This window comes from Streptomyces sp. NPDC045998 (genome assembly GCF_056430285.1).
In genome coordinates, this window is record NZ_JBWKLJ010000003.1 from 516881 (window position 1) to 539370 (window position 22490).

22 protein-coding genes are annotated in these 22490 nt (G+C 71.5%); 9 read left to right on the forward strand and 13 right to left on the reverse strand.

The features are described 5' to 3' along the window. Positions 1-215: 215 nt before the first annotated feature. Positions 216-4088 (forward strand): multifunctional oxoglutarate decarboxylase/oxoglutarate dehydrogenase thiamine pyrophosphate-binding subunit/dihydrolipoyllysine-residue succinyltransferase subunit, encoded by a 3873-nt coding sequence (locus AC07FJ_RS11265; protein ID WP_479047702.1) that lies wholly within the window; start codon positions 216-218, stop codon positions 4086-4088. 85 nt (positions 4089-4173) lie between these two features. Next, complete coding sequence (locus tag AC07FJ_RS11270; RefSeq protein WP_031076920.1) at positions 4174-4359, forward strand: DUF6104 family protein; 186 nt, start codon at positions 4174-4176, stop codon at positions 4357-4359. Here AC07FJ_RS11270 and AC07FJ_RS11275 read toward each other — a convergent pair. Next, positions 4277-5164, reverse strand: a complete 888-nt coding sequence (locus tag AC07FJ_RS11275; RefSeq protein ID WP_479047704.1) for a hypothetical protein — start codon at positions 5162-5164, stop codon at positions 4277-4279. The two genes, AC07FJ_RS11270 and AC07FJ_RS11275, sit on opposite strands and share 83 nt — an antisense overlap. A 154-nt stretch (positions 5165-5318) precedes the next feature. Between AC07FJ_RS11275 and AC07FJ_RS11280 the strand changes: the two genes are divergently transcribed. Together AC07FJ_RS11280 and AC07FJ_RS11285 are read left to right on the forward strand one after the other, a co-directional pair. Then, the gene (locus AC07FJ_RS11280) at positions 5319-6158 is read left to right on the forward strand and encodes a DUF4097 family beta strand repeat-containing protein (protein ID WP_479047706.1); all 840 of its coding nucleotides are present in this window, start codon (positions 5319-5321) and stop codon (positions 6156-6158) included. A gap of 1 nt (position 6159) precedes the next feature. Next, the gene (locus AC07FJ_RS11285) at positions 6160-7038 is read left to right on the forward strand and encodes a PadR family transcriptional regulator (protein WP_479047709.1); all 879 of its coding nucleotides are present in this window, start codon (positions 6160-6162) and stop codon (positions 7036-7038) included. A 126-nt stretch (positions 7039-7164) separates the two neighbouring features. On the opposite strand, the gene AC07FJ_RS11290 is transcribed toward AC07FJ_RS11285, so the two are convergent. The 7 genes from AC07FJ_RS11290 to AC07FJ_RS11320 all read right to left on the reverse strand — a co-directional run bounded on the left by AC07FJ_RS11290 (position 7165) and on the right by AC07FJ_RS11320 (position 14393). After that, on the reverse strand, positions 7165-7734 hold the full coding sequence (locus AC07FJ_RS11290) for a Clp protease N-terminal domain-containing protein (RefSeq protein ID WP_479047710.1): 570 nt from the start codon (positions 7732-7734) through the stop codon (positions 7165-7167). Continuing rightward, complete coding sequence (locus AC07FJ_RS11295; RefSeq protein WP_056794174.1) at positions 7734-7943, reverse strand: helix-turn-helix domain-containing protein; 210 nt, start codon at positions 7941-7943, stop codon at positions 7734-7736. The genes AC07FJ_RS11290 and AC07FJ_RS11295 overlap by 1 nt, the downstream gene beginning before the upstream one ends. 32 nt (positions 7944-7975) lie before the next feature. Then, complete coding sequence (locus tag AC07FJ_RS11300) at positions 7976-9319, reverse strand: cellulase family glycosylhydrolase (protein WP_479047712.1); 1344 nt, start codon at positions 9317-9319, stop codon at positions 7976-7978. Between the two features lie 54 nt (positions 9320-9373). Then, positions 9374-10339, reverse strand: coding sequence for a zinc-binding dehydrogenase (locus AC07FJ_RS11305; protein WP_479047714.1), 966 nt, complete (start codon positions 10337-10339; stop codon positions 9374-9376). Between the two features lie 54 nt (positions 10340-10393). Then, positions 10394-11947 (reverse strand): alkaline phosphatase D family protein, encoded by a 1554-nt coding sequence (locus tag AC07FJ_RS11310; RefSeq protein WP_479047716.1) that lies wholly within the window; start codon positions 11945-11947, stop codon positions 10394-10396. Further along, complete coding sequence (locus AC07FJ_RS11315) at positions 11944-12516, reverse strand: phosphoesterase (protein WP_479047717.1); 573 nt, start codon at positions 12514-12516, stop codon at positions 11944-11946. The genes AC07FJ_RS11310 and AC07FJ_RS11315 overlap by 4 nt, the downstream gene beginning before the upstream one ends. A 647-nt stretch (positions 12517-13163) precedes the next feature. Continuing rightward, the gene (locus AC07FJ_RS11320; RefSeq protein ID WP_361419284.1) at positions 13164-14393 is read right to left on the reverse strand and encodes an NAD(P)-dependent malic enzyme; all 1230 of its coding nucleotides are present in this window, start codon (positions 14391-14393) and stop codon (positions 13164-13166) included. Positions 14394-14998: 605 nt separating this feature from the next. Here AC07FJ_RS11320 and AC07FJ_RS11325 point away from each other — a divergent pair. The 3 genes from AC07FJ_RS11325 to AC07FJ_RS11335 are packed head-to-tail and all read left to right on the forward strand — an operon-like array spanning position 14999 to position 17728. Then, the gene (locus AC07FJ_RS11325; RefSeq protein ID WP_479047719.1) at positions 14999-15991 is read left to right on the forward strand and encodes an ABC transporter substrate-binding protein; all 993 of its coding nucleotides are present in this window, start codon (positions 14999-15001) and stop codon (positions 15989-15991) included. 46 nt (positions 15992-16037) lie between these two features. Further along, entirely contained in the window at positions 16038-16970 is a 933-nt protein-coding gene (locus AC07FJ_RS11330) for an amino acid ABC transporter permease (RefSeq protein ID WP_479047721.1), read from the forward strand. Beyond that, the gene (locus AC07FJ_RS11335; protein WP_361419293.1) at positions 16967-17728 is read left to right on the forward strand and encodes an amino acid ABC transporter ATP-binding protein; all 762 of its coding nucleotides are present in this window, start codon (positions 16967-16969) and stop codon (positions 17726-17728) included. The genes AC07FJ_RS11330 and AC07FJ_RS11335 overlap by 4 nt, the downstream gene beginning before the upstream one ends. A 59-nt stretch (positions 17729-17787) precedes the next feature. Here AC07FJ_RS11335 and AC07FJ_RS11340 read toward each other — a convergent pair whose 3' ends face one another. Then, positions 17788-18477, reverse strand: coding sequence for a class I SAM-dependent methyltransferase (locus AC07FJ_RS11340; RefSeq protein ID WP_479048319.1), 690 nt, complete (start codon positions 18475-18477; stop codon positions 17788-17790). 145 nt (positions 18478-18622) lie between these two features. Between AC07FJ_RS11340 and AC07FJ_RS11345 the strand changes: the two genes are divergently transcribed. Continuing rightward, on the forward strand, positions 18623-19252 hold the full coding sequence (locus tag AC07FJ_RS11345) for a CGNR zinc finger domain-containing protein (RefSeq protein ID WP_479047723.1): 630 nt from the start codon (positions 18623-18625) through the stop codon (positions 19250-19252). Here the strand turns inward: AC07FJ_RS11345 and sodX are convergent. Then, the gene (sodX, locus tag AC07FJ_RS11350; protein ID WP_468284635.1) at positions 19156-19581 is read right to left on the reverse strand and encodes a nickel-type superoxide dismutase maturation protease; all 426 of its coding nucleotides are present in this window, start codon (positions 19579-19581) and stop codon (positions 19156-19158) included. The two genes, AC07FJ_RS11345 and sodX, sit on opposite strands and share 97 nt — an antisense overlap. A 142-nt stretch (positions 19582-19723) precedes the next feature. On the opposite strand from sodX, the gene sodN reads away from it, so the two are divergent. Then, the gene (sodN, locus tag AC07FJ_RS11355; RefSeq protein WP_328479758.1) at positions 19724-20119 is read left to right on the forward strand and encodes a superoxide dismutase, Ni; all 396 of its coding nucleotides are present in this window, start codon (positions 19724-19726) and stop codon (positions 20117-20119) included. 86 nt (positions 20120-20205) lie between these two features. Here the strand turns inward: sodN and AC07FJ_RS11360 are convergent, their stop codons facing one another. From AC07FJ_RS11360 to AC07FJ_RS11370, 3 genes are read right to left on the reverse strand one after another with little or no spacing between them, the layout of a single operon-like run. Continuing rightward, a complete protein-coding gene (locus AC07FJ_RS11360) occupies positions 20206-20784 on the reverse strand; it encodes an HAD domain-containing protein (protein WP_479047725.1) in 579 nt (192 codons plus the stop codon). Between the two features lie 34 nt (positions 20785-20818). Continuing rightward, positions 20819-21511 (reverse strand): class I SAM-dependent methyltransferase, encoded by a 693-nt coding sequence (locus tag AC07FJ_RS11365; RefSeq protein ID WP_479047726.1) that lies wholly within the window; start codon positions 21509-21511, stop codon positions 20819-20821. A gap of 1 nt (position 21512) precedes the next feature. Then, positions 21513-22424, reverse strand: coding sequence for a phosphotransferase family protein (locus tag AC07FJ_RS11370; RefSeq protein ID WP_479047728.1), 912 nt, complete (start codon positions 22422-22424; stop codon positions 21513-21515). Positions 22425-22490 lie beyond the last annotated feature (66 nt).

Consider the following 22490-nt stretch of genomic DNA (forward strand, 5'->3'; position numbering starts at 1 on the left):
CGAGGATGCGCACCACTGCGGGGCGCAGCCGCGATGGCGCCTACCCGCATGCGGCGGAACCACGCTTGTTTCCCGCCATTTCGTGCCCCGAAACACGACGATCAATGTGATGTACGCGACGATGGCCCGCCCGGCCTGCACCTCCAGGCCGGGGAGGCGTAGCCTTTATTTCCGCTGTCCATCACCTTGTGAAGCGGAAGAGGGCGGTTGCCGCCGTGTCGTCTCAGTCCCCCAGTAACCCGAGTATCTCGACCGACCAAGACGGCCAGGGGCCTCAGAACCCCGCCGCCGCCTTCGGTGCCAATGAGTGGCTCGTCGACGAGATCTACCAGCAGTACCTCCAGGACCCGAATTCGGTCGACCGCGCCTGGTGGGACTTCTTCGCCGACTACAAGCCGGGTGCCGCCGGCGCGGCGGACAAGCCCGCGGGCGAGGCCGTAGGTACGGAATCCGCAGCAGGTACGGAATCCGCAGCCCCGACCGCCCAGGCCCCGGCCCAGGCCTCCACTCCGGCTCAGGCCCAGGCCCAGGCCCAGGCTCCGGCCACTCCGGCGAAGCCGGCAGCAGCGGCACCCGCACAGGCCGCTGCTCCCGCCCCCGCCGCGAAGGCCCCGGCTCAGGCCCCGGCCGCCGCGCCCGCCGCGAAGCCCGCCGCCCAGGCGGAGGCCCCGAAGGCCCAGGCCCCGGCCCCGGCCCCCAAGGCGGAGACCGAGGGCCCAGCCGGCCCCGAGTACGTGCCGCTGCGCGGCCCCTCCGCCGCGGTCGCGAAGAACATGAACGCCTCCCTGGAGCTGCCGACGGCCACGTCCGTCCGCGCCGTCCCGGTGAAGCTGCTGTTCGACAACCGCATCGTCATCAACAACCACCTCAAGCGCGCCCGGGGCGGGAAGATCTCCTTCACCCACCTCATCGGGTACGCGATGGTCCAGGCCATCAAGGCCATGCCGTCCATGAACCACTCCTTCGGGGAGAAGGACGGCAAGCCGGTCCTGGTGAAGCCGCCGCACATCAACCTCGGCCTCGCCATCGACCTGGTGAAGCCGAACGGCGACCGCCAGCTGGTCGTCGCGGCCATCAAGAAGGCGGAGACGCTCGGCTTCTTCGAATTCTGGCAGGCGTACGAGGACATCGTCCGCCGCGCCCGCGCCAACAAGCTGACGATGGACGACTTCACGGGCGTCACCGTCTCCCTCACCAACCCCGGCGGCCTCGGCACCGTCCACTCCGTGCCGCGTCTGATGCCCGGTCAGTCGGTCATCATGGGCGTCGGCTCGATGGACTACCCGGCCGAGTTCCAGGGCACCTCGCAGGACACCCTGAACAAGCTGGGCATCTCCAAGGTGATGACCCTCACCTCGACGTACGACCACCGCGTCATCCAGGGTGCGGCGTCCGGCGAGTTCCTGCGGATCGTCGCCAACCTCCTCCTCGGCGAGGACGGCTTCTACGACGACATCTTCGAGTCGCTGCGGATTCCGTACGAGCCGGTCCGCTGGCTGAAGGACATCGACGCGTCGCACGACGACGACGTCACCAAGGCCGCGCGCGTCTTCGAGCTGATCCACTCCTACCGGGTCCGCGGCCACGTCATGGCCGACACCGACCCGCTGGAGTACCGCCAGCGCAAGCACCCCGACCTGGACATCACCGAGCACGGCCTGACGCTCTGGGACCTGGAGCGGGAGTTCGCCGTCGGCGGCTTCGGCGGCAAGTCGATGATGAAGCTGCGCGACATCCTCGGCGTGCTGCGCGACTCGTACTGCCGCACCACCGGCATCGAGTTCATGCACATCCAGGACCCGAAGCAGCGCAAGTGGATCCAGGACCGCGTCGAGCGCCCGCACTCCAAGCCGGAGCGCGAGGAGCAGCTGCGCATCCTGCGCCGGCTGAACGCCGCGGAGGCGTTCGAGACGTTCCTGCAGACCAAGTACGTCGGCCAGAAGCGGTTCTCGCTGGAGGGCGGCGAGTCGGTCATCCCGCTGCTCGACGCGGTCATCGACTCGGCGGCCGAGTCGCGCCTCGACGAGGTCGTCATCGGCATGGCCCACCGCGGCCGCCTGAACGTCCTGGCGAACATCGTCGGCAAGTCGTACGCGCAGATCTTCCGGGAGTTCGAGGGCAACCTCGACCCGAAGTCGATGCACGGCTCCGGCGACGTGAAGTACCACCTGGGCGCCGAGGGGACCTTCACCGGCCTGGACGGCGAGCAGATCAAGGTCTCGCTGGTCGCCAACCCCTCGCACCTGGAGGCGGTCGACCCGGTCCTGGAGGGTGTCGTCCGCGCCAAGCAGGACGTCATCAACAAGGGCGGCACGGACTTCACCGTCCTGCCGGTCGCCCTCCACGGTGACGCGGCCTTCGCCGGCCAGGGTGTCGTCGCCGAGACGCTGAACATGTCGCAGCTGCGCGGCTACCGCACCGGCGGCACGGTCCACATCGTCATCAACAACCAGGTCGGCTTCACCGCCGCCCCGGAGTCGTCGCGTTCGTCGATGTACGCGACCGACGTGGCCCGCATGATCGAGGCGCCGATCTTCCACGTGAACGGCGACGACCCGGAGGCGTGCGTCCGCGTGGCGCGGCTCGCCTTCGAGTTCCGCCAGGCGTTCAACAAGGACGTCGTGATCGACCTCATCTGCTACCGCCGCCGCGGTCACAACGAGGGCGACAACCCGCAGTTCACCAACCCGCAGATGGTGTCCCTGATCGACAAGAAGCGCTCGGTGCGCAAGCTCTACACCGAGTCGCTGATCGGCCGCGGGGACATCACGCTGGAGGAGGCGGAGCAGGCGCTCCAGGACTTCCAGGGCCAGCTGGAGAAGGTGTTCACGGAGGTCCGCGAGGCCACCGCGCAGCCCTCGCCGGCGCCGGTCCCGGACGTCCAGGCCGAGTTCCCGGTCGCCGTCACCACCGCGGTCTCCCAGGAGATCGTGAAGCGGATCGCCGAGTCGCAGGTCAACATCCCGGAGCGGATCACCGTCCACCCGCGTCTGATGCCGCAGCTGCAGCGCCGCTCCGCCTCGGTCGATGACGGCACGATCGACTGGGGCATGGGCGAGACCCTCGCCATCGGCTCGCTGCTGATGGAGGGCGTCCCGGTCCGCCTGGCCGGCCAGGACACCCGCCGCGGCACCTTCGGCCAGCGCCACGCGGTGCTGGTGGACCAGGTGACCGGCGAGGACTACACGCCGCTGCAGTACCTCTCCGAGGACCAGGCCCGTTTCAACGTCTACGACTCGCTGCTCAGCGAGTACGCGGCGATGGGCTTCGAGTACGGCTACTCCCTCGCGCGGCCCGAGTCGCTCGTCATGTGGGAGGCGCAGTTCGGTGACTTCGTCAACGGCGCGCAGACCGTCGTGGACGAGTTCATCTCCTCGGCCGAGCAGAAGTGGGGCCAGACCTCCGGCGTCACCCTGCTGCTCCCGCACGGGTACGAGGGCCAGGGCCCGGACCACTCCTCGGCCCGCCCGGAGCGCTTCCTCCAGATGTGCGCGCAGCACAACATGACGGTCGCCATGCCGACCCTGCCGTCGAACTACTTCCACCTCCTGCGGTGGCAGGTGCACAACCCGCACCACAAGCCGCTGGTCGTCTTCACCCCGAAGTCGATGCTGCGCCTGAAGGCGGCGGCGTCGAAGGCGGAGGAGTTCACCACCGGTGGCTTCCGCCCGGTGATCGGCGACGCCTCGGTGGACGCGAACGCGGTCCGCAAGGTCGTCTTCTGCTCCGGCAAGGTCTACTACGACCTGGACGCGGAGCGGAAGAAGCGCGGTGTGACGGACACCGCGATCATCCGCCTCGAGCGCCTGTACCCGCTGCCGGGTGCCGAGCTCCAGGCCGAGATCGCCAAGTACCCGAACGCCGAGAAGTACCTGTGGGCCCAGGAGGAGCCGGCGAACCAGGGTGCCTGGCCGTTCATCGCGCTCAACCTGATCGACCACCTCGACCTGGCGGTCGGCGCCGACCTGCCCCCGGCCGAGCGCCTGCGCCGCATCTCGCGGCCGCACAGCTCGTCGCCGGCGGTCGGTTCGGCCAAGCGCCACCAGGCCGAGCAGGTCCAGCTGGTCAACGAGGTCTTCGAGGCCTGAGCCGTTTCCGTACGCACCGGAGGGCCCGGCCCCGCGAGCTGATCGCGGTGCCGGGCCCTCCGGCGTCCTGACTTAATCTGAGGGCATGTACTTCACCGACCGTGGCATCGAGGAACTGGAGAAGCGGCGCGGCGAGGAGGAGGTCACCTTCGAGTGGCTCGCCGAGCAGCTGCGGACGTTCGTCGACCTCAACCCTGACTTCGAGGTTCCCGTGGAGCGTCTGGCGACGTGGCTGGCGCGGCTGGACGACGACGAGGACGACGACCTGTAGGCAGCCCGTTCAACTCCTTCAGCCCGTTCGCCAGGCCGAGCAGCGCGCCGTTGGCGATGAGCAGGGCGCCGGCCGTGGCCCATCCGGCGCTGCGGCGTGACAGGGCCCAGGCGAGCAGCGGCACACCGGCCGCCACCTGGACGGCGGCGAGGAACCTCGGGACCGGGAAGCCGTCGTCGGCGCCGACCGCGCTGCCGAGGGTGTGCACCTCGTCCCGTACGGCTTCGCGCAGGCCCGGCCACTCCACCGGGTCGGCGCCCTGCTCCTCGGCGGCGGTACGCAGACGGGCGGCCGGTGCGCCGGGGGCGAGGCCGGGCGGCAGTGCGAGGTCCAGCCGGGCCAGGACGGCGAGCAGGCCGAGCAGCCGGGCGCGGGCGTCAGCGACCCGGTCGGGGCGCGTGAGCGGTTCGAGGTCCTGGACGTCCAGGACCGGGTCGAGGCCCAGGCGGGCGGCGAAGGTGTGCATCGCCTCGTCCTCGCCGGCGGGGGTGCCGTCGGCCAGCCAGGTGTAGCCGACGGGACGGCGGAAGCCGGAGGCCAGGGTGTAGCCCGCCCGGTCCGGGTCCCACCACAGCGCGAGCACCGGCCAGGGCGCCGCGACCCCCAGGGCCGCGGCCCAGCCCGCGGCGACCCGCTCGACCGGTTCGCCCTCGTCCAGCCAGGGGCGGCCCTCGGGTACGAGCACGCTCCAGCCCTGGCCGGCGGCGGTGAGGAGCAGGCGTTCGCGCAGGAGCTGCGCCGGCGCCCGTACGACCGCCGGCTCGGCCCGGCAGAGCAGCAGGGCGCCCGTCGATGTCGCGTCCATGCCCCATACGCTAGGCCACTTCGCCCGGGTTCGTACTGCTACGTACGCCGTACCGCTGCGCACCGATCGAGGGCCGCTTGACTTACCGTCACCGCGATATATCGTGTTTTCGACAGCGGACGCGATATGTTGCGTCATGCCCCAGGGAGGCCCCATGCCGGAGTGGTCCGTCACCGAGCCGCGCACCTTCGCCCTCGACGGCGCCGTGACCGCACTGAAGGTCCGTGTCGTGAACGGGACGGTCAACGTCGTGGGCGTCGACGAGGGCCCGGCGCGGCTGGAGGTCTCCGAGATCGACGGCCCGCCGCTGATCGTCACCCAGCGCGGCTCGACGCTCACCGTGTCGTACGAGGACCTGCCCTGGAAGGGCTTCCTCAAGTGGTTCGACCGCAAGGGCCGCGACCGCAGCGCCGTCGTCTCGCTCGCCGTCCCGGCGGACGCCTCTGTGGAGGTCGGCGTCGTGGGCGCCGAGGCCGTGGTCTCCGGCGTCCGCGGGCGTACGGAGGTGCGCGGCGTCACCGGCGACACCACGCTGGTCGGGCTCGCGGGCCCGGTCCGCGCCGAGACCGTCTCCGGGAACGTGGAGGCGCAGGCGGTCGCGGGCGGGCTGCGGTTCTCCTCGGTCTCCGGCGACCTGACGGTCGTCGACGGCACGGGCGCGTCCGTGCGCGCCGACTCGGTCACCGGCGACATGGTCATCGACCTCGACCCCACCGGCCCGGGCACCGACATCCGGCTCACCACGGTCTCCGGCGAGATCGCGCTCCGCATGCCGCACCCGACGGACGCGCGGGTGGAGGCGAACACCACGAGCGGCGCGCTCTCCAGCGCCTTCGACGACCTGCGGGTGGGCGGCCAGTGGGGCTCCAAGAGCATCAAGGGCACGCTCGGCGCGGGCACGGGCACCCTCAAGGCGACCACGGTCTCCGGCTCCATCGCCCTGCTGCGCCGCCCCGAGGCCACGTCCGAGTCCGCCTCCGGAAAGGTGCTGTGACATGCCGCCCGTCTTCGCCCACGGCCGTCTGCGGCTCTACCTGCTGAAGCTCCTCGACGAGTCACCCCGCCACGGCTACGAGGTGATCCGGCTGCTGGAGGAGCGCTTCCACGGCCTGTACGCCCCGTCGGCCGGCACGGTCTACCCCCGGCTGGCCAAGCTGGAGGCCGAGGGGCTGGTCACGCACACCACCGAGGGCGGCCGCAAGGTGTACTCCCTCACCGACGCCGGCCGCGCGGAGCTGGCCGGCCGCAGCGGCGAACTGGCCGACCTGGAGCAGGAGATCCGCGCCTCCGTCTCCGAGCTCGCCGCCGAGATCCGCGCCGACGTGCGCGGCGCGGCGGGCAAGCTGCGCAGCGAGATGCGCGCGGCGGCGAGCGAGACCCGCAAGGACTCCTGGCGGGAGCAGGCCCGGCGGGCGAAGGAGGAGTCCCACAGGGCCCGCGAAGAGGCGAAGTGGGCGCGCCGCCAGGCCGAGGAGACGCAGGAGAAGGCCCGCGAGGAGGTGCAGCGCCTCGCGCAGCAGGTCCACGACCACCTGACGACGGGCGAGTGGCCCGCGGCCCTCTCCGACCTGACGGGCCGCCTGGGCGGCCTGGGCGGCCTGTTCGGCGGTACGCCCCCGGCCGCGCCGACCGTTCCCACCGCGCCCCGGCCCCCGTACGACCGGCCGGCCGACACGCCCGCCTGGCAGGACATCCCGACCACGGAGGACCCGGCCCGCGACCTGGAGCGCCTGCTGGACCGCTTCCGCGACGACATCCGCGACGCGGCCCGGGACCACGGCGTCACCCCGGCCCAACTCGCCGAGTCCCGCCGTCACCTCTCGACGGCGGCGGCCCACATCGCGGCCCTGCTGCGCGGCGCGCCGCGCGACTGACGGACGCGCCTCGCGGGCGCGGCCGGCTCCGCACCGGGGCCCCGGAACACGAACGAGTGAGGCGCCCGGGCGCGGCCGGCTTCGTACCGCCGACCGGCGCAGGGGCCGGGACGGGGGGGGAAGGCCTCAGCCGGCCTTCGCCGCGCCCCCGGCAGTTCCCAGCACCCGCTCCACCCCCGCGTACGTCGCCCCGTGCTCCGCCAGCACGTCCGCCACCACGCCCGGGCGGGCCGTCAGGGCCAACAGCAGGTGCTCGTCGCCGATGTGGCGGTCCCCGCGGCCCAGCGCGACGCGCAGGGAGCGTTCCAGGACGTCCTTCGCGGGGCGACTGAAGGAGGGCCGGGACCCCGACCACCAGCGCTTCGAGCCGTGGTCGCCCGCCAGGACGCCCTCGCCGTGCACCGCCTCGACGCGCGAGACGATCGCGGTCACGTCGATGCCGATGCCCTCCAGCGCCTCCGCGTCCGCCTTGGTCAGGCCGCCGCGCCGCCGGGCGTCCGCCAGGTCGGCCTCGACCGACGCGCGGCGCCCCGCGACGCCCAGGGCGGCGAAGGCCGCGGAGGACGGCGCGCCCTCCAGGTCCAGCAGGGCCAGCAGCAGGTGCTCCTCCGTCACGGAGTCCGCGCCGGCCCCCTCCGCGAGGGCGACGGCGCCGGTGACCACGGTCCGGGCGCTCTTCGTGAACCTCTCGAACATCAATGCCTCCCGTACTTCTTGTGTACGGCCTGCCGACTGACGCCCAGCTCGGCCGCGATCTCCTGCCACGACCAGCCCTGGGCCCGGGCGCTGCGAACCTGTACGGCCTCCAGTTGCTCCAGCAGCCGCCGCAGCGCGGCGACCGCGCGCAGTCCGACCCTGGGGTCGCGGTCGCCCGCGCGGGCGGCGAGATCGGTTGCTTCCGTCATGGTGTCAACTTACGTTGACACCGGCGGGAGCGTCAACCCCGGTTGACGGTCACCGTGACCGTCGCGCCCGGCACCGCCCGCACCACCACCCGCCCGGCCGGGCTCGGGAGCACCCACGCGCGTCCCTCCACCGTCACCCGCCAGCCGCTCGGGCTCGGCAGCGACAGCTCCGTGGCGCCGCCGCGACCCGCGACGTACACCAGCCGGGACGGGCTCTGCTCGACCACCCGGCCCGCCACCGCCTCCGCGTACGGCGCGGCCGTCTGCTCCTTGTTCGTACGCCAGGCGCCCGAGGCGTCGACGGCGCAGTAGCCGCCGCCGTAACACCACACATAGCCCGCCCACCCCGAGCTGTAGCGGTTCAGGGAGGCGAGCGCCTCGCGGTAGAAGCGGCCCATGTTGGGCAGGGAGTTGTTCAGCGGACCCCACTCCCCCACCACCACCGGCACCCGGTACTCCTTCGGGTACGCCGTCACCGCCGCCTCGTACGCCTCGATCCAGCCGGCCGCGGGGTCGTAGTCCGCGCCCGCCTCCATCGCGGTGTTGTAGAAGTGCGGCGCGTAGACGACCTTCGGGTCCTCGACCTTCCCCAGCCCCGTCGGCACGCCCTCCCCCACGATCGGGGTCGGCTCGACGAAGACCCAGGTGTCGTCGTCGACCGAACGGACCGCGTCCGCCAGGCGGTTGTACATCGGGGTGAGCTGTTCCCGCTCGATGCGGCGGGCGGCCGCCGGCAGGTCCTCGCCCTCGCGCAGCTCGCCCATGGGTTCGTTGATGAGGTCGTAGCCGAGGACCGCCGGATGGTGCTCGAAGCGGTCGGCGAGCACCCGCCACATCCTCGCCTGGGCGCGCCGCAGGTCCTCGTCCTCGTACAGGTGCGTGAAGGCCCGCTGGACGGCGGGCTCGAAGTACTCGGCGAACCAGTCGTCCGGGTGCGGGGTGAAGGGCAGCCCGTCGGTGCGCGTGGCCCACTCGGGGATGCCGCGGTGGCCGAAGGCCGGTCCGAAGACGTCCTGGTGGGCGTCGATGACGACGTGGATGTCGTACGTGTGCGCCCAGTCGAGGATCCGCTCGATCTTGCGCAGGTACGCCTCGCTGTACCGGCCGGGCCGGGGCTCCAGGTCGTCCCAGAAGACCAGCAGGCGGGCGAAGTTGAAGCCCCGCGCGCGCAGGTCGCGGAAGTGCTTCTCGGTGATGGCGGACAGGGCGGCGTCGCCGCGGTGCGTCTTGTCCTCGACGTTCCAGCCGCGCAGAGTCAGGACGCGGCCGCGGTCGTCGGTGAGGCGCGGTATGTCGGTGGTGTCCGCATCCGCGTGCGCGGCCGGGGCGAGGGCCAGCAGGACGGCGGCGGAGAGGGCGAGTGCGAGAGCGCGCATGGGGGACCTCCGGCATCGGGTGCCGGAGATCCCATCAGCGCGGCTGACGCCCCATCAAGAGGTGGTGAGGACAATCTTTCCGAACAGGTCCCCGGCGGCCATCTTCTCGAAGCCCTCGCGCGCCCGGTCCAGCGGCAGCACCTCGTCGATGACCGGCCGTACGCCCGTCGCCGCGCAGAAGGAGAGCAGGTCCTCCAGCTCGTCCTTGGTGCCCATGGTCGAGCCCACGACCTTCAGCTCCAGGAAGAAGATGCGGGTCAGCTCGGCGTGCGAGGGCCGGTCGCCGCTCGTCGCGCCCGAGATCACCAGCGTGCCGGCGGGCCGCAGCGACTTCACGGAGTGCGACCAGGTCGCCGCGCCGACGGTCTCGATGACCGCGTCCACCCGCCGCGGCAGCCGCGCGCCGGGCTCGTACGCCTCGACCGCGCCCAGCTCCAGCGCCCGCGCGCGCTTGGCCTCGTCGCGGCTGGTGGCGAAGACGTTCAGCCCGGCCGCCTTGCCGAGGACGATCGCGGCCGTGGCGACGCCGCCGCCCGCGCCCTGCACGAGGACCGAGTCGCCGGGCCGGACACCGGCGTTGGTGAACAGCATCCGGTACGCCGTCAGCCACGCGGTCGGCAGGCAGGCGGCCTCCTCGAACGACAGCTCCTTCGGCTTCGGCAGGACGTTCCACGCCGGGACGGTGACGCGCTCGGCGAAGGTGCCCTGGTAGCGCTCGGTGAGGATGGAACGGGGCTCGTCCGGTCCGACGCCGTGCCCGCTCTGGCCGATGACGGAGTGGAGGACCACCTCCCGGCCCTGCTCGTCGATCCCGGCGGCGTCGCAGCCGAGGATCATCGGCAGCTTGTCCTCGGCGAGCCCCACCCCGCGCAGCGACCACAGGTCGTGGTGGTTGAGGGAGGCGGCCTTGACGGTGACGGTGGTCCAGCCGGGGCGGACCTCGGGCTCCGGGCGTTCGCCCAGCTCAAGGCCGTTCAGGGGCTGGTCGCGGTCGATTTTGGCGGCGTAGGCAGCGAACATGACCCGAGGTTAGGGCGGCACCGGTGCGCGGCGGAACCGCGCACCGGTGTGATGTCAGTCCCTGCGCCACTGCGCCGGCGAGGACTTCGTCGCCGGGTCCTCGTATGAGCCCGCCCTCCCCCGGTCCACGTGGAAGCTGGTCAGCGTCGTCACCGGTGACACCGGGTCGCGGCGGTCGGCGATCACCCGCATGTGGGCGGAGAAACGTTCCGGCGTGACCTCGTAGACGTCGTAGCCGTACCGGTTGCCCTCGAAGTACTTCAGGTGCGGGTTGGCCTTGCCCATCAGGGGGCCGTTGGTCGCGTTCCAGTCGGCGGAGTACGCGCCCGAGGTCACGGAGTGGGCGGTGAACTCCGTCCCGACGAGCGGCGACGACGTGTCGTCGAAGTCCACCCGGACGTCGTCGACGAACGCCGAGTGCCAGTCGCCCGTGATCACCACCAGGTCCTCCAGCCCACTGGTGTGCACATGGCCGAGGACCTCCTTCCGCTCCGCCAGGAAGCCGTCCCACTGGTCGGTGAACATGTACGAGCCGCCCGGCCGGCCCCGCAGCTGGCTGAGCATGATCGAGTTCGCCCACACGTGCCAGGAGTCGGGTGCGCGGTCGATGTTCCCCTTGAGCCACGCCTTCTGGGCGCCGCCCAGGATGGTGCCGTCCGCGAGGTTCTGCGCCGAGCGGTACGAGCGCAGGTCGAGGACCGTCAGCTCCAGCAGGTCGCCCCAGCGGCGGGTGCGGTGGATCACCGGGTCCGGCAGCGCGGACTCGCCGCCGTCCCGGTGCGGCATGTTCTCGTACCAGGCCTGGTACGCGGCCGCCCGCCGCTGGAGGAAGGGCGCCCCGCCGCCCGTACCGCTGTAGTCGTTGGCGACCTCGTGGTCGTCCCAGGTGAGGAACCAGGGGTGGGCGGCGTGCGCCTCGCGCAGGGAGGCGTCGCCCTTGTAGAGGGCGTGGCGGCGCCGGTAGTCGGCGAGCGTGAACACCGCGGGGCCCTCGTGGTCGCGTACGTGGTCGCCGCCGACCGGCCCGTGCTCGTAGATGTAGTCGCCCAGGTGCACCACGAAGTCGACGTTCTCGCGGGCGATGCCGCGGTGGGCGGCGTAGTACCCGTCGTGGAACGCCTGGCAGTTGGCGGCGGCGAACCGTACGCGCGCGACGGCGCCGACCGGCGCGGTCCGGGTCCGGCCGACCCGGCTCGTCACGCCCAGCGCCTTGAAGGCGTACCAGTAGGGGCGGCCCGCGCTCAGGCCCTGCACCGGGACGTGGACGCTGTGCCCGAGCGTCGCGGAGGCGGGCGCGGTGCCTCTGGCGACGATCCGGCTCATGGCCTGGTCCTCGGCCACCGCCCACTCGACCTCGACGACCTCGGGCAGCCGCTGCTCGGCCGCGAGCGGCTCCGGCGCGAGGCGCGTCCACAGCACGACGCCGGAGGGCTGCGGGTCGCCGGAGGCCACGCCGAGGGTGAAGGGCGCCGGGTCGTACTCCGCGCCGAGCGCCTCGGCGGCCTCGCGGGCCTGCGCGGGCGAGAGGCCGGCGCTGAGCGGCCAGACCACGTTGAGCGCGCCGGCGGCCCCGGCGGCCTTGAGCAGGGTGCGTCGGTCGAGCGTCACTTCTGTACCCCCGTGAGCGTGAGCGTGATCCCGTCGGCGTACCCGTCGTTGGAGGTCCCGCCCCCGGTACGGGTCAGGACGAGCAGCACCCGCGCGGTCCTGGCGCCGGGCGGCACGGCCGCGGCGGCCTTCCGCTCCACGAGCCCCGTCCGCCCCTTGCGCTCGGCGGCCGTCACCGGCCCGAGCACGCTGAGCGCGACGGGCGTCCCCTTGGCGTCCCGGAACTCCACCGAGAGCCGCGCTCCGTCCTCCTGCGACGCGTATCCGCCGAGCCAGGCGCCGACGGCGTACCGCACCTGCCCCGCGTCGACGGCCGCGTGACCGGTGGCGCCGGTCGCGGGCAGCACGATGTCCTGCACCAGCGCGGTGCGCGGCGCGTTCCCACCGGAGAAGAACCGGCTCCCGCGCTGCGCGGGGCCGGGGTCCGAGGCGGTGGGGTATCCCCCGCCGTGGCTGTACGCGACGAGGGCGGGCGCGCCCTGCACGACCCGCCAGCCGGTCACGGCCCCGACGGGTTCGGCGGTCCCTCCGGGCCCGCTCTCGGCGTCACCGTTGACGACCAGGTTCACTCGCGCCTCCTCTGCGTCGGGTGGGGCTTGGCGCGCTGCATCACAGCAGCCGCACATGAACCGACGGAAGCCCGCGGACGAACTTTGCCCGCCGGGTCCAAGGACCTCCGCCGAAAGTCCAAGCCCCTGAGCCTTGGAGGCCCACGCGCGGGGCGTCCGCGTGGGCGGCTCCTGTCGGTGCGGGGTCCGGGGCGGGGCCCCTCCGGGCTCGACTCCTCGGCGCCTCCGGCCTTGGGTACCGCGATTCGGCATGCTTTCGTAGCCGTCGGTCGCCTGCGGGGACGACCCTCCACGGCCCCACCCTCGGCCCGTCGCCCGGCTGCGGGTCGACGTCGGTTTCCCCGCCCGGGTACGTCGCACGGACGGTGGACCGGACCCGGTCACGTGAGGGGGACGGGGGCGGAGCGTGGGGGGGTGCTCGGGCGTAAAACGACTGAACTCGCGCGAAGCGCGGTGAACGAGAGCCCGAGTACCCCCCACCGGAGCCCCCGGCACCCGACCCGCACCCACCGGGCAGCAAGCCTCGCGCAGCGGCCCGCGGACACGCGAAAGGGCCGTGCCGCACCCCCGCGGGGATGCGGCACGGCCCTCGAAACCAGCTACGCCACAGCGGCAAGCGTCACGCGGCCGGCGTCACGCGGCGAGCATCACGCCCGGGCCACGCCCTCCGCGCGCGCCGCCGCCGCGACGGCCGCCGTGACCGCCGGGGCCACGCGCTCGTCGAAGGGCGACGGGATCACGTAGTCGGCCGCCAGCTGGTCGCCGACCACATCGGCCAGCGCGTTCGCCGCGGCGATCTTCATGCCCTCGGTGATCCGGGAGGCCCGGACCTGCAGCGCGCCGGCGAAGATGCCGGGGAAGGCCAGCACGTTGTTGATCTGGTTCGGGTAGTCCGAGCGGCCCGTCGCGACGACCGCCGCGTACTTGTGCGCCACGTCCGGGTGTACCTCGGGGTTCGGGTTGGCCATGGCGAAGACGAAGGCGTTCGGCGCCATGGAGGCGACGGCCGCCTCCGGCACCGTGCCGCCCGAGACGCCGATGAAGACGTCCGCGCCGGCGAGCGCGGTCTCCAGCGAGCCGGTGATCCCGGCGCGGTTGGTGAGCTCGGCGAGCTCGCGCTTGACGTCCGTGAGGTCGTCGCGGTCGCGGCTGACGATGCCCTTGCGGTCGGCGACGGCGACGTCACCGAGACCGGCCTCGAGCAGCATCTTGGCGATGGCGACACCCGCCGCACCGGCGCCGGAGATGACGGCGCGCAGGTCGCCGAGCGTCCGCCCGGTGAGCTTCGCGGCGTTGCGCAGCGCGGCGAGGGTGACGACGGCGGTGCCGTGCTGGTCGTCGTGGAAGATCGGGATGTCGACGCGCTCCTGGAGCTTGCGCTCGATCTCGAAGCAACGGGGCGCCGAGATGTCCTCGAGGTTCACTCCGCCGAAGGAGGGCGCGAGGCGGACGACGGTGTCGACGATCTCGTCGACGTCGGTCGTCGCGAGAGCGATCGGCACCGCGTCGACGCCGCCGAACTGCTTGAAGAGGATCGCTTTCCCCTCCATGACCGGAAGCGACGCCTCCGGGCCGATGTCACCGAGTCCCAGCACGGCCGTGCCGTCGGTGACGACGGCGACGACCTGGGACTTCCAGGTGTAGTCGTGCACGAGCTCGGGACGCTCGGCGATGGCGCTGCACACCTTGGCGACGCCGGGTGTGTACGCGAGGGACAGGTCGTCCTTGTCCCGCACCGGCACCGTGGCCTGGACGGCCATCTTTCCGCCCCGGTGGAGGGCGAATGCCGGATCGATGTCCAGGTCGAAGGACTCGTCGGCCGAGCCCTCCGCGCCGGCACCGCTGTCGGTGCGAGGATTGACGATCTCCGCTGCCATTTGTTTGACCCCTTAAGTCTTTACAGTTGAGGGTGGCCACTCCTGGTTGAGGAGGGGTGGGCGGGCACCGCGTCCGCGCCCCGGCCGGGCGTACTGCCCTGCCGGGAGGAGGTACGGACGCGTCGGACGCGCCGCACACGCGCCCTGAGCCCCGGATGAGGGGTGTAAAGGTCCTTCTTACCGGACGGACCTGTCCGCGGACGAGTCGGTATCCGGTGAGCCAAGGCACCGGATGATCCGGAGGACGCCGCCGCTTCTCTATTCCCCCAGGTGGCGAAGGTGCGACTCATGACCGAATATCTGGACAAGTCCGCACGCCACCCGGATTGCGACCGCAATCCCGTCCATATGACGAGATCAACCGGAGATTTTCCGGCCGGATGAAGGCAACCCCGTAGAAGGTCCGGCCCTGATGTACCGGCCTGTTGGGGTTCGGGGGTCTCCCGTTATCCGATTTTGACATGCGGAGGCCCCTGTTCGGGCTAGTCCGAATGGCAAGATGCCGGTAATCACACGAGGTCGCGACACCCGAAGGTGCGTGCCCGACCCCCGTGCCGACGATGGGCCACCCCTCATACGCCGCTTTTAGCCGGAGGAAACCGACCATGACCGCAAGCACCACCCGCAGTACGACCGCAGCGAGGGCCCGGACGCCGCACACGTCCAAGATGGCCGCGGTCGCCGCGATCGCGGTCGCCGGCACCATGCTGCTGACCGCCTGCGGTGACCAGACCAACCGCGCCAAGTCCGGCGGCAAGGAAGCCGCGGCCGCCCCGGCCGTGCCGCACCCGCTGGCCCACCTCCTCCCGAAGGACATCCGCGACAAGGGCGTCATCAAGGTCGGTTCGGACATCGCGTACCCGCCGGTCGAGTTCAAGGACAAGGGCGGCAAGGTCACGGGCATCGACCCGGACCTCGCCTACGCGCTGAGCAAGCAGCTCGGGGTGCGGTTCGAGTTCGAGAACGGCACCTTCGACACCCTGATCACCGGTCTGCGCGCCAAGCGCTACGACATCGCCATGTCGGCGATGACGGACACCAAGGACCGCCAGATGGGTATCGACTCCGAGACGAAGAAGAAGGTCGGCGAGGGCGTCGACTTCGTCGACTACTTCAGCGCCGGCGTCTCGATCTACAGCAAGCAGGGCGTCGACACGGGCATCAAGACCTGGGCCGACCTGTGCGAGAAGAAGATCGTCGTGCAGCGCGGCACCGTCTCCGAGGACCTCGCCAAGAGCGAGTCCGCGAAGTGCGTGGCGGCGAAGAAGGGCCCGATCGCGATCGAGGCCTTCGACACCGACCAGCAGGCCCAGACCCGTCTGCGGTCCGGCGGCGCCGACGTCGGTTCGTCGGACTACCCGGTCGCGGCGTACGCCGTGAAGACCTCGGGCGGCGGCAAGGACTTCCAGATGGTCGGCGAGCAGGTCGAGGCGGCCCCGTACGGCATCGCCGTCGCCAAGGGCAACACGCAGCTGCGCGACGCGATCAAGGCGGCCCTGGACACCATCATCGCCACCGGCGAGTACAAGACGGTCCTGGACAAGTGGGGTGTCGCCGCCGGTGCGGTGACCGAAGCGAAGATCAACGGCGGTTCCTGACCAGCCGGCCACACCAGCACCGCGTAGGCCTCTGAAAGGCACCACCGTGACTGACATCAAGAAGACGGACGCGGCGGACGCCACGCCGCCCGCCGGACCGGAAGCCCTCAAGGCGATCCCGGTCCGCCACTACGGCCGGTACGTCACCGCGCTCGTCGCCATCGCGGCCTTCGTCGCGATCATCTACGCCTTCTCGCAGGGCAAGATCAACTGGGACGCCGTCCCCACCTACTTCTTCGACGACCGGATCATCGAGGGCGTCGGCCAGACGCTCCTGCTGACCATCCTGTCCATGGCGATCGGCATCGTCGGCGGCATCATCCTCGCGGTGATGCGGCTGTCGAAGAACCCGGTGACCTCCTCCATCTCCTGGTTCTACATCTGGTTCTTCCGGGGCACCCCGGTCCTGGTCCAGCTGTTCCTCTGGTTCAACCTGGGCCTGGTCTTCGAGTACATCAACCTCGGCCCGGTCTACAAGGACGAGTGGTCCGACTTCATGACGCCGTTCCTGACGGCGCTGCTGGGCCTCGGCCTCAACGAGGCCGCGTACATGGCCGAGATCTGCCGCGCGGGCCTCCTCGCGGTCGACGAGGGCCAGACCGAGGCGTCCCACGCCCTGGGCATGAGCCACGGCAAGACCCTGCGCCGGATCGTCATCCCGCAGGCGATGCGCGTGATCGTGCCGCCCACGGGCAACGAGGTCATCAACATGCTGAAGACGACCTCGCTGGTGGCGGCCGTGCAGTACTACGAGCTGCTGCGCAACGCGCAGGACATCGGACAGACGTCCGGCGCCCCGGTGGAGATGCTCTTCGTCGCCGCCGCCTGGTACCTGATCATGACCTCGGTGCTCAGCGTCGGCCAGTTCTACCTGGAGCGGTACTACGCGCGCGGCTCCAGCCGCACCCTGCCGCCCACCCCCTGGCAGAAGGTCAAGACGACCCTCTCCACGTTCCGCCGCCCGGAGGTGGCCCGATGACCGCCATGGTGAAGGCCGAGGGCGTCCACAAGTCCTACGGCGCCGCACACATCCTCAAGGGAATCGACCTGGAGGTCGCCGCGGGCGAGGTGTTCTGCCTCATCGGCCCGTCCGGCTCCGGCAAGTCGACCTTCCTGCGGTGCATCAACCACCTGGAGAAGATCAACGCCGGACGGCTGTACGTCGACGGCGAGCTCGTCGGCTACCGCCAGAAGGGCGACAAGCTGTACGAGCTGAAGGACAGCGAGGTGGCGCTCAAGCGGCGCGACATCGGCATGGTCTTCCAGCGCTTCAACCTCTTCCCCCACATGACGGCCCTCGAGAACGTCATGGAGGCGCCGATCCAGGTCAAGGGCGAGGCGAAGGCCGTCGCCCGCGAGCGGGCCGGCAAGCTGCTGGACCGGGTGGGCCTGGCCGACAAGGCCGGCAACTACCCCTCGCAGCTCTCCGGCGGCCAGCAGCAGCGCGTGGCCATCGCCCGCGCGCTGGCGATGGAGCCGAAGCTGATGCTCTTCGACGAGCCGACGTCGGCGCTCGACCCGGAGCTGGTGGGTGACGTCCTCGACGTCATGCGGGACCTCGCCGAGTCGGGCATGACCATGGTCGTGGTCACCCACGAGATGGGCTTCGCCCGCGAGGTGGGCGACTCGCTCGTCTTCATGGACGGCGGCGTGGTGGTCGAGTCGGGCAACCCGCGCGACGTCCTGACCAACCCGCAGCACGACCGGACGAAGGCGTTCCTGTCCAAGGTGCTGTGACCCCGGCATGACGGAAGGGGCGGTACGGATCACCCGTACCGCCCCTTTCCGCGTTCGGTCTACTTCAGCGCCAGGACGAGCGAGTCCGACGGCGAGGACCACACGGCCCTGGCCTCGGCGAAGCCGGCCTCGCGCAGGGTGCGCGCGTGCCACTCCAGGGACGGGGTGTCGCCCTCGGCGTGCTCGCCGTAGATCGCGAACCGCTCGGCAGTCGGCGCGGCGAGCACCGGGTCCTCGGCGGCGAGCTCCCACCACTGGGTCCAGTCGAGCGCGCCGGCGGCCTTGGCGCGCTCCATGGCGGCGTGGCGGTGGGCGCGCTCGGCGGCGTTGATGCGGGGCGTGGACTCGTCGCGCATGTGGTCGGCGTTCATGAAGACGCCGCCCTCGCGGACGAGGCCGCCGAGCCGCCCGTAGAGGGCGGCGAGCGGCTCGGTCCGCAGCCAGTGCAGCGCCGTGGCGGTCAGGACGGCGTCGTACGTGTCGTACGGCAGCGCCTCGGTCCACGCGGGGTCGGTGAGGTCGGCCCGGACGAACCGGACGCGGTCGTCCCCGGCGAAGTAGCCTTCGGCGATGGTGAGGAGGGCGGGGTCGAGGTCGACGCCGGTGCTGGTGGCGTCCGGGAACCTTCTGAGGAGCCGGTCCGTGATACTCCCCGTACCGCACGCGAGGTCGAGGACCCGCGGTGCCGGGCCGACGATCGCCTCCACCATGTCGAGCATGACCCGGAACCGCTCCTCGCGGTCGGGCATGTACCACTCCTGCTGGCGGTCCCAGCTCTCCTGCCAGGCCCGCCAGTCCGTGCGCGCGAACGCCTCCGTCACCACGACCTCCGTAATACCCTCGTAGGAGATGGGTCTCTTACAGGACCTTAGACCGCTGCCGTAAGGACTACAAGTGGAACTGGCCTCTTACTCGGATTACGCCGTTCGACTGGTGAACACCGAGGAGCCGGCGCGCAACAAGGACTCCCTCACCTCGGTGGAGGCGGTACGCGCGCTGTTCGGCGAGGCGTCGCAGATGGCGCGGCGCGCCACCGACGCGGACGTGACCCGATTCCGCTCCGTACGGGCCCGGCTGCGCGCGGTCTTCACGGCGGCGGACGCCGGCGACCAGACGCACGCCGTGGACCTGCTGAACTCCCTGCTCCTGGAGTTCCCGGTCAGCCCGCAGATCTCCGGCCACGACTACCTCGACGAGGAGGGCCGGCCGCGCTGGCACCTCCACCTGGCCGACCACCCGTCCAACGCGACCGCCGGGTACGCCGCCATCGCCGCGATGGGCCTCGCCATCCACCTGACCGAGTTCGGCGCCGACCGGCTGGGCCTGTGCCAGGCCGCGCCGTGCCGCAACGCGTACCTGGACACCTCGACCAACCGCTCGCGCCGCTACTGCTCCGACCGCTGCGCCACGCGCGCCAACGTCGCCGCCTACCGGGCCCGCAAGCGCCTGGAGACCGAGCGGTCGGCGGGCACCGGCCGCACCGCCGACACCAGCCAGGAGAGCACCACCCCGAGCGACCGCTGACGCCCGGGCCGGATGCCTCGGTACCGGATCCGCACCCGGCCCAGCACGAGCTCGACGGGCACCGCGCCGAACGCCCGGCTGTCCACCACGTCCGCGTCCGGGTTGTCCCCCAGCACCCACCAGCCGTCGGCGCGCCGCTCGGCCAGCCGCTTCACGACGAGCAGATCCTGCTGGAGCGGGTGGCGCAGCACCGCCACGTCCCCGGCCCTGAGCTCGGCCCCGTAGTGCACCAGCAGCTGGTCCCCGTGCCGGAGCGTCGGCACCATGGAAACCCCGGTGACCTCGGCAATCCCGAACGACACCCTCGTTCCCCGCCCCTGCTCCGCCATGACGGCACCTCCCGGTCCTTCCTCCACGAGTCCCATGGTGACCCTGGACTTTTGTCCTAAGCACCCGGGGGCGCCCGCGAAAACCGGTCCCCCACGGAGTAATGTCCCACCTGAGAAGACGATCACGAGGAAGGACAGCTCAATGCTCTCCCGCCTGTTTGCCCCGAAGGTGAAGGTCAGCGCGCACTGCGACCTCCCCTGCGGTGTCTACGACCCGGCCCAGGCCCGCATCGAGGCCGAGTCGGTCAAGGCCGTCCAGGAGAAGATGGCCGCCAACGACGACCCGCACTTCCAGGCCCGCGCCACGGTCATCAAGGAGCAGCGCGCGGAGCTGGCCAAGCACCACGTCTCGGTGCTGTGGAGCGACTACTTCAAGCCCCCGCACTTCGAGAAGTACCCGCAGCTGCACCAGCTGGTCAACGACGCCCTGAAGGCCCTGTCGGCGGCGAAGGCCTCCACGGACCCGAAGACGGGTGAGAAGGCGCTGGAGCTCATCGCCGAGATCGACAAGATCTTCTGGGAGACGAAGAAGGCCTGACCCCAGGTCCCTCTTTCCCCGAAAAGACCGCACCCGGCCTCCCTTGGGGGCCGGGTGCGGCCTTGTTCGCCCGGCCACGGTTCGCGTCAGGCCTCCTCGATGTCGCTCGGCCCAACGGGTTCAGCGGTCCGCACCGCGAGCAACCGCTCCGCCCACGCCCGGGCCTCGGCCAGGTGTTCAGCCTGGAGCCCGGCGCGGGGATCAGGTTGGAGCAGCAGGGTCGCCGAGCCACGGGTGGTGCGCTCCGCGGCCCAGGCGTGGTCGAGGCCGGTGAAGTCGTCGTCGATCCAGACGGCGGGGGCGTCTGCCAGCCAGGCGTCGACGTGGTCACGCTTCCAGAGGTAGCCGTTGGGGTGGCTGGTGGTGATCTGTGGGCGCGGCAGGTCGACGTACGGCAGGTCCGGGAGACCCAGGAGAGGGCCGATCAGGGTGGTGGCGTCCTGCCGCCAGCTGGTGCACCAGACCGGGGTGACCAAGTTGGTGCGGATGACGTCCATGAGCAGGCGGCCGTGGTCGGGGTGGAGCCAGACGGTGACCGGGTTGTCGGCGGTGCGGCCGCTGGGGACGACGTCGTGGCGGACGTGGGTGGCCGGGATCGAGCCGTGCACGTCGGGGAAGGGTACGAAGACGCCGTCGACGTCGAGGAGCAGGTAGGGCGAGCGCATCGGTTCCTCCATGGGAAGCCGGGCGAATGGCTGATCAGAGCTTGCGAGCGTGGATCAGCAGGGTCGTGGGCCAGTGGCCCATGCGGGGGTCGTGGAACTCCTGGGCAGAGGTGAGCCAGAAACCCGCTCGGCTGAGGTGCTTCTCCCACCGGTCCGTGGAGAACTCCCAGCGGGCGACGGGGAGCCGGGTGCGGTCGGGAAGGTTGACGTAGTCGCGGCGAGGCCGGTCGTCCCCCGAGGGGCTTCGGCCGCCGCGCTGCGGGTGGGGGACGGAGAAGGCCAGCACCCGGCCGGGCGTGAGGCGCTGGGCGATGGCTGGTAGCAGCAGTTCGGGGGCGACGAGGCCGACGGCGCCGAAGACGGAGTAGATCGCGTCAAACTGCTCATTGGAGGCGTGCAGGTAGTGCAGCGCGTGGCCGGCCACGAAGGTGAGGTTGTTCAGCCGTCCGTAGTGGGAGCGGGCGCGGCGGACCTGGAGGCCGACCAGGTCGACGCCGGTGACGTGGGCACCGTGGCGGGTGGCGAGGTGGGCGGCGTTGTGGCCGGGGCCGCAGCCGAGTTCCAGGAGCCGCTTGCCGCGCAGATCGGGGCCGAGAATCTCGACCCCGGGCCCCTGGCCGGGCCTCGTGGTCCATTCCATCCGGGCGGGTACGGACAGGGGTTCGGCGCGTCCGGCGGCGGTGCGTTGGAGGGCGTGGGCGTGCCACGGGGAAGCCTGGGCGAGCACGTCAGACCTCCAGGAGGTGGAGGACGTCGGTGAGGTGGCGGCGGACGGCCTTGATGTAGGCGGGGTCGGTGGCCGGGTCGTTGATCCAGCGGATGGCCTGCTCCATGAACCACTCGACGGCCCACATACGGTGCCAGCCCAGGGCCCAGTTCTCGGCGGTGAGCCCGCCGCGCGGAGCGAGGGCGTCGGGGGTACCGCCGGCGGTCACATACTGCTCCAGGAAGACACGCAGGCGTACGGGATGCGGGGGTTCGATGGTGCCGTGCCAACTGGCGAGGTCGAGCAGACCGGGACCGGTGAAGGCACGAGCGAAGTCGAGCAGCCGCCAGCCGCGCTCCCCGATGTGGAGGCTCGTGGGGTGGAACTCGGAGTGCACCCAGCCGAAGGGCTCCATCGTCGTTCCGGCCGAGCGGGCCTCGGTGGCCTGGGCGATCCGGTCGAGCGCGTCCGCGACGTCGTCCACGTCCTGCCACCGGTCGGCCTTGCGCAGCCGTTCGAGATGCTCCAGAGCCCGGGCCGGGAGTGTGCACAGCCGCTCCTGGTCGACGACGGGCAAGGGCGGAGCCGCACGGGTGCCGTGCAGCACCACGGCCGCGGCGACGCCATCGAGGTCGTCGGCCTCGCGTACGGACGGTCCGAGATCCTCCATGAGCATGCCGAGCCAGCCGTCCAGGACGGCGGAGGCGTGGACCTCCGGGACTGGTACGCCGAGGGTGCGGGCCAGGCGAAGGGCCTGGTCCTCGCTGTCGAAGGGCTTCTTGGCGTACTTGAAGATGGCCGTGGAGCCGTCGGGGAAGGCCACGCGTTCGACGCCGGACATGGACCAGACGCGCACCTCCTCCCGTACGGCGATGGTCTGGCCGGCCACGGTGAGCAGGTTGTCGAGGAGTTCGGCGCTGGGGTTCGTGGTCACGTGAGGACTCCGTGGGGCTGGTGGCGTCCGGGGCGGGCGAGGGATGCCGGCCCGCCCCGGAGCCTG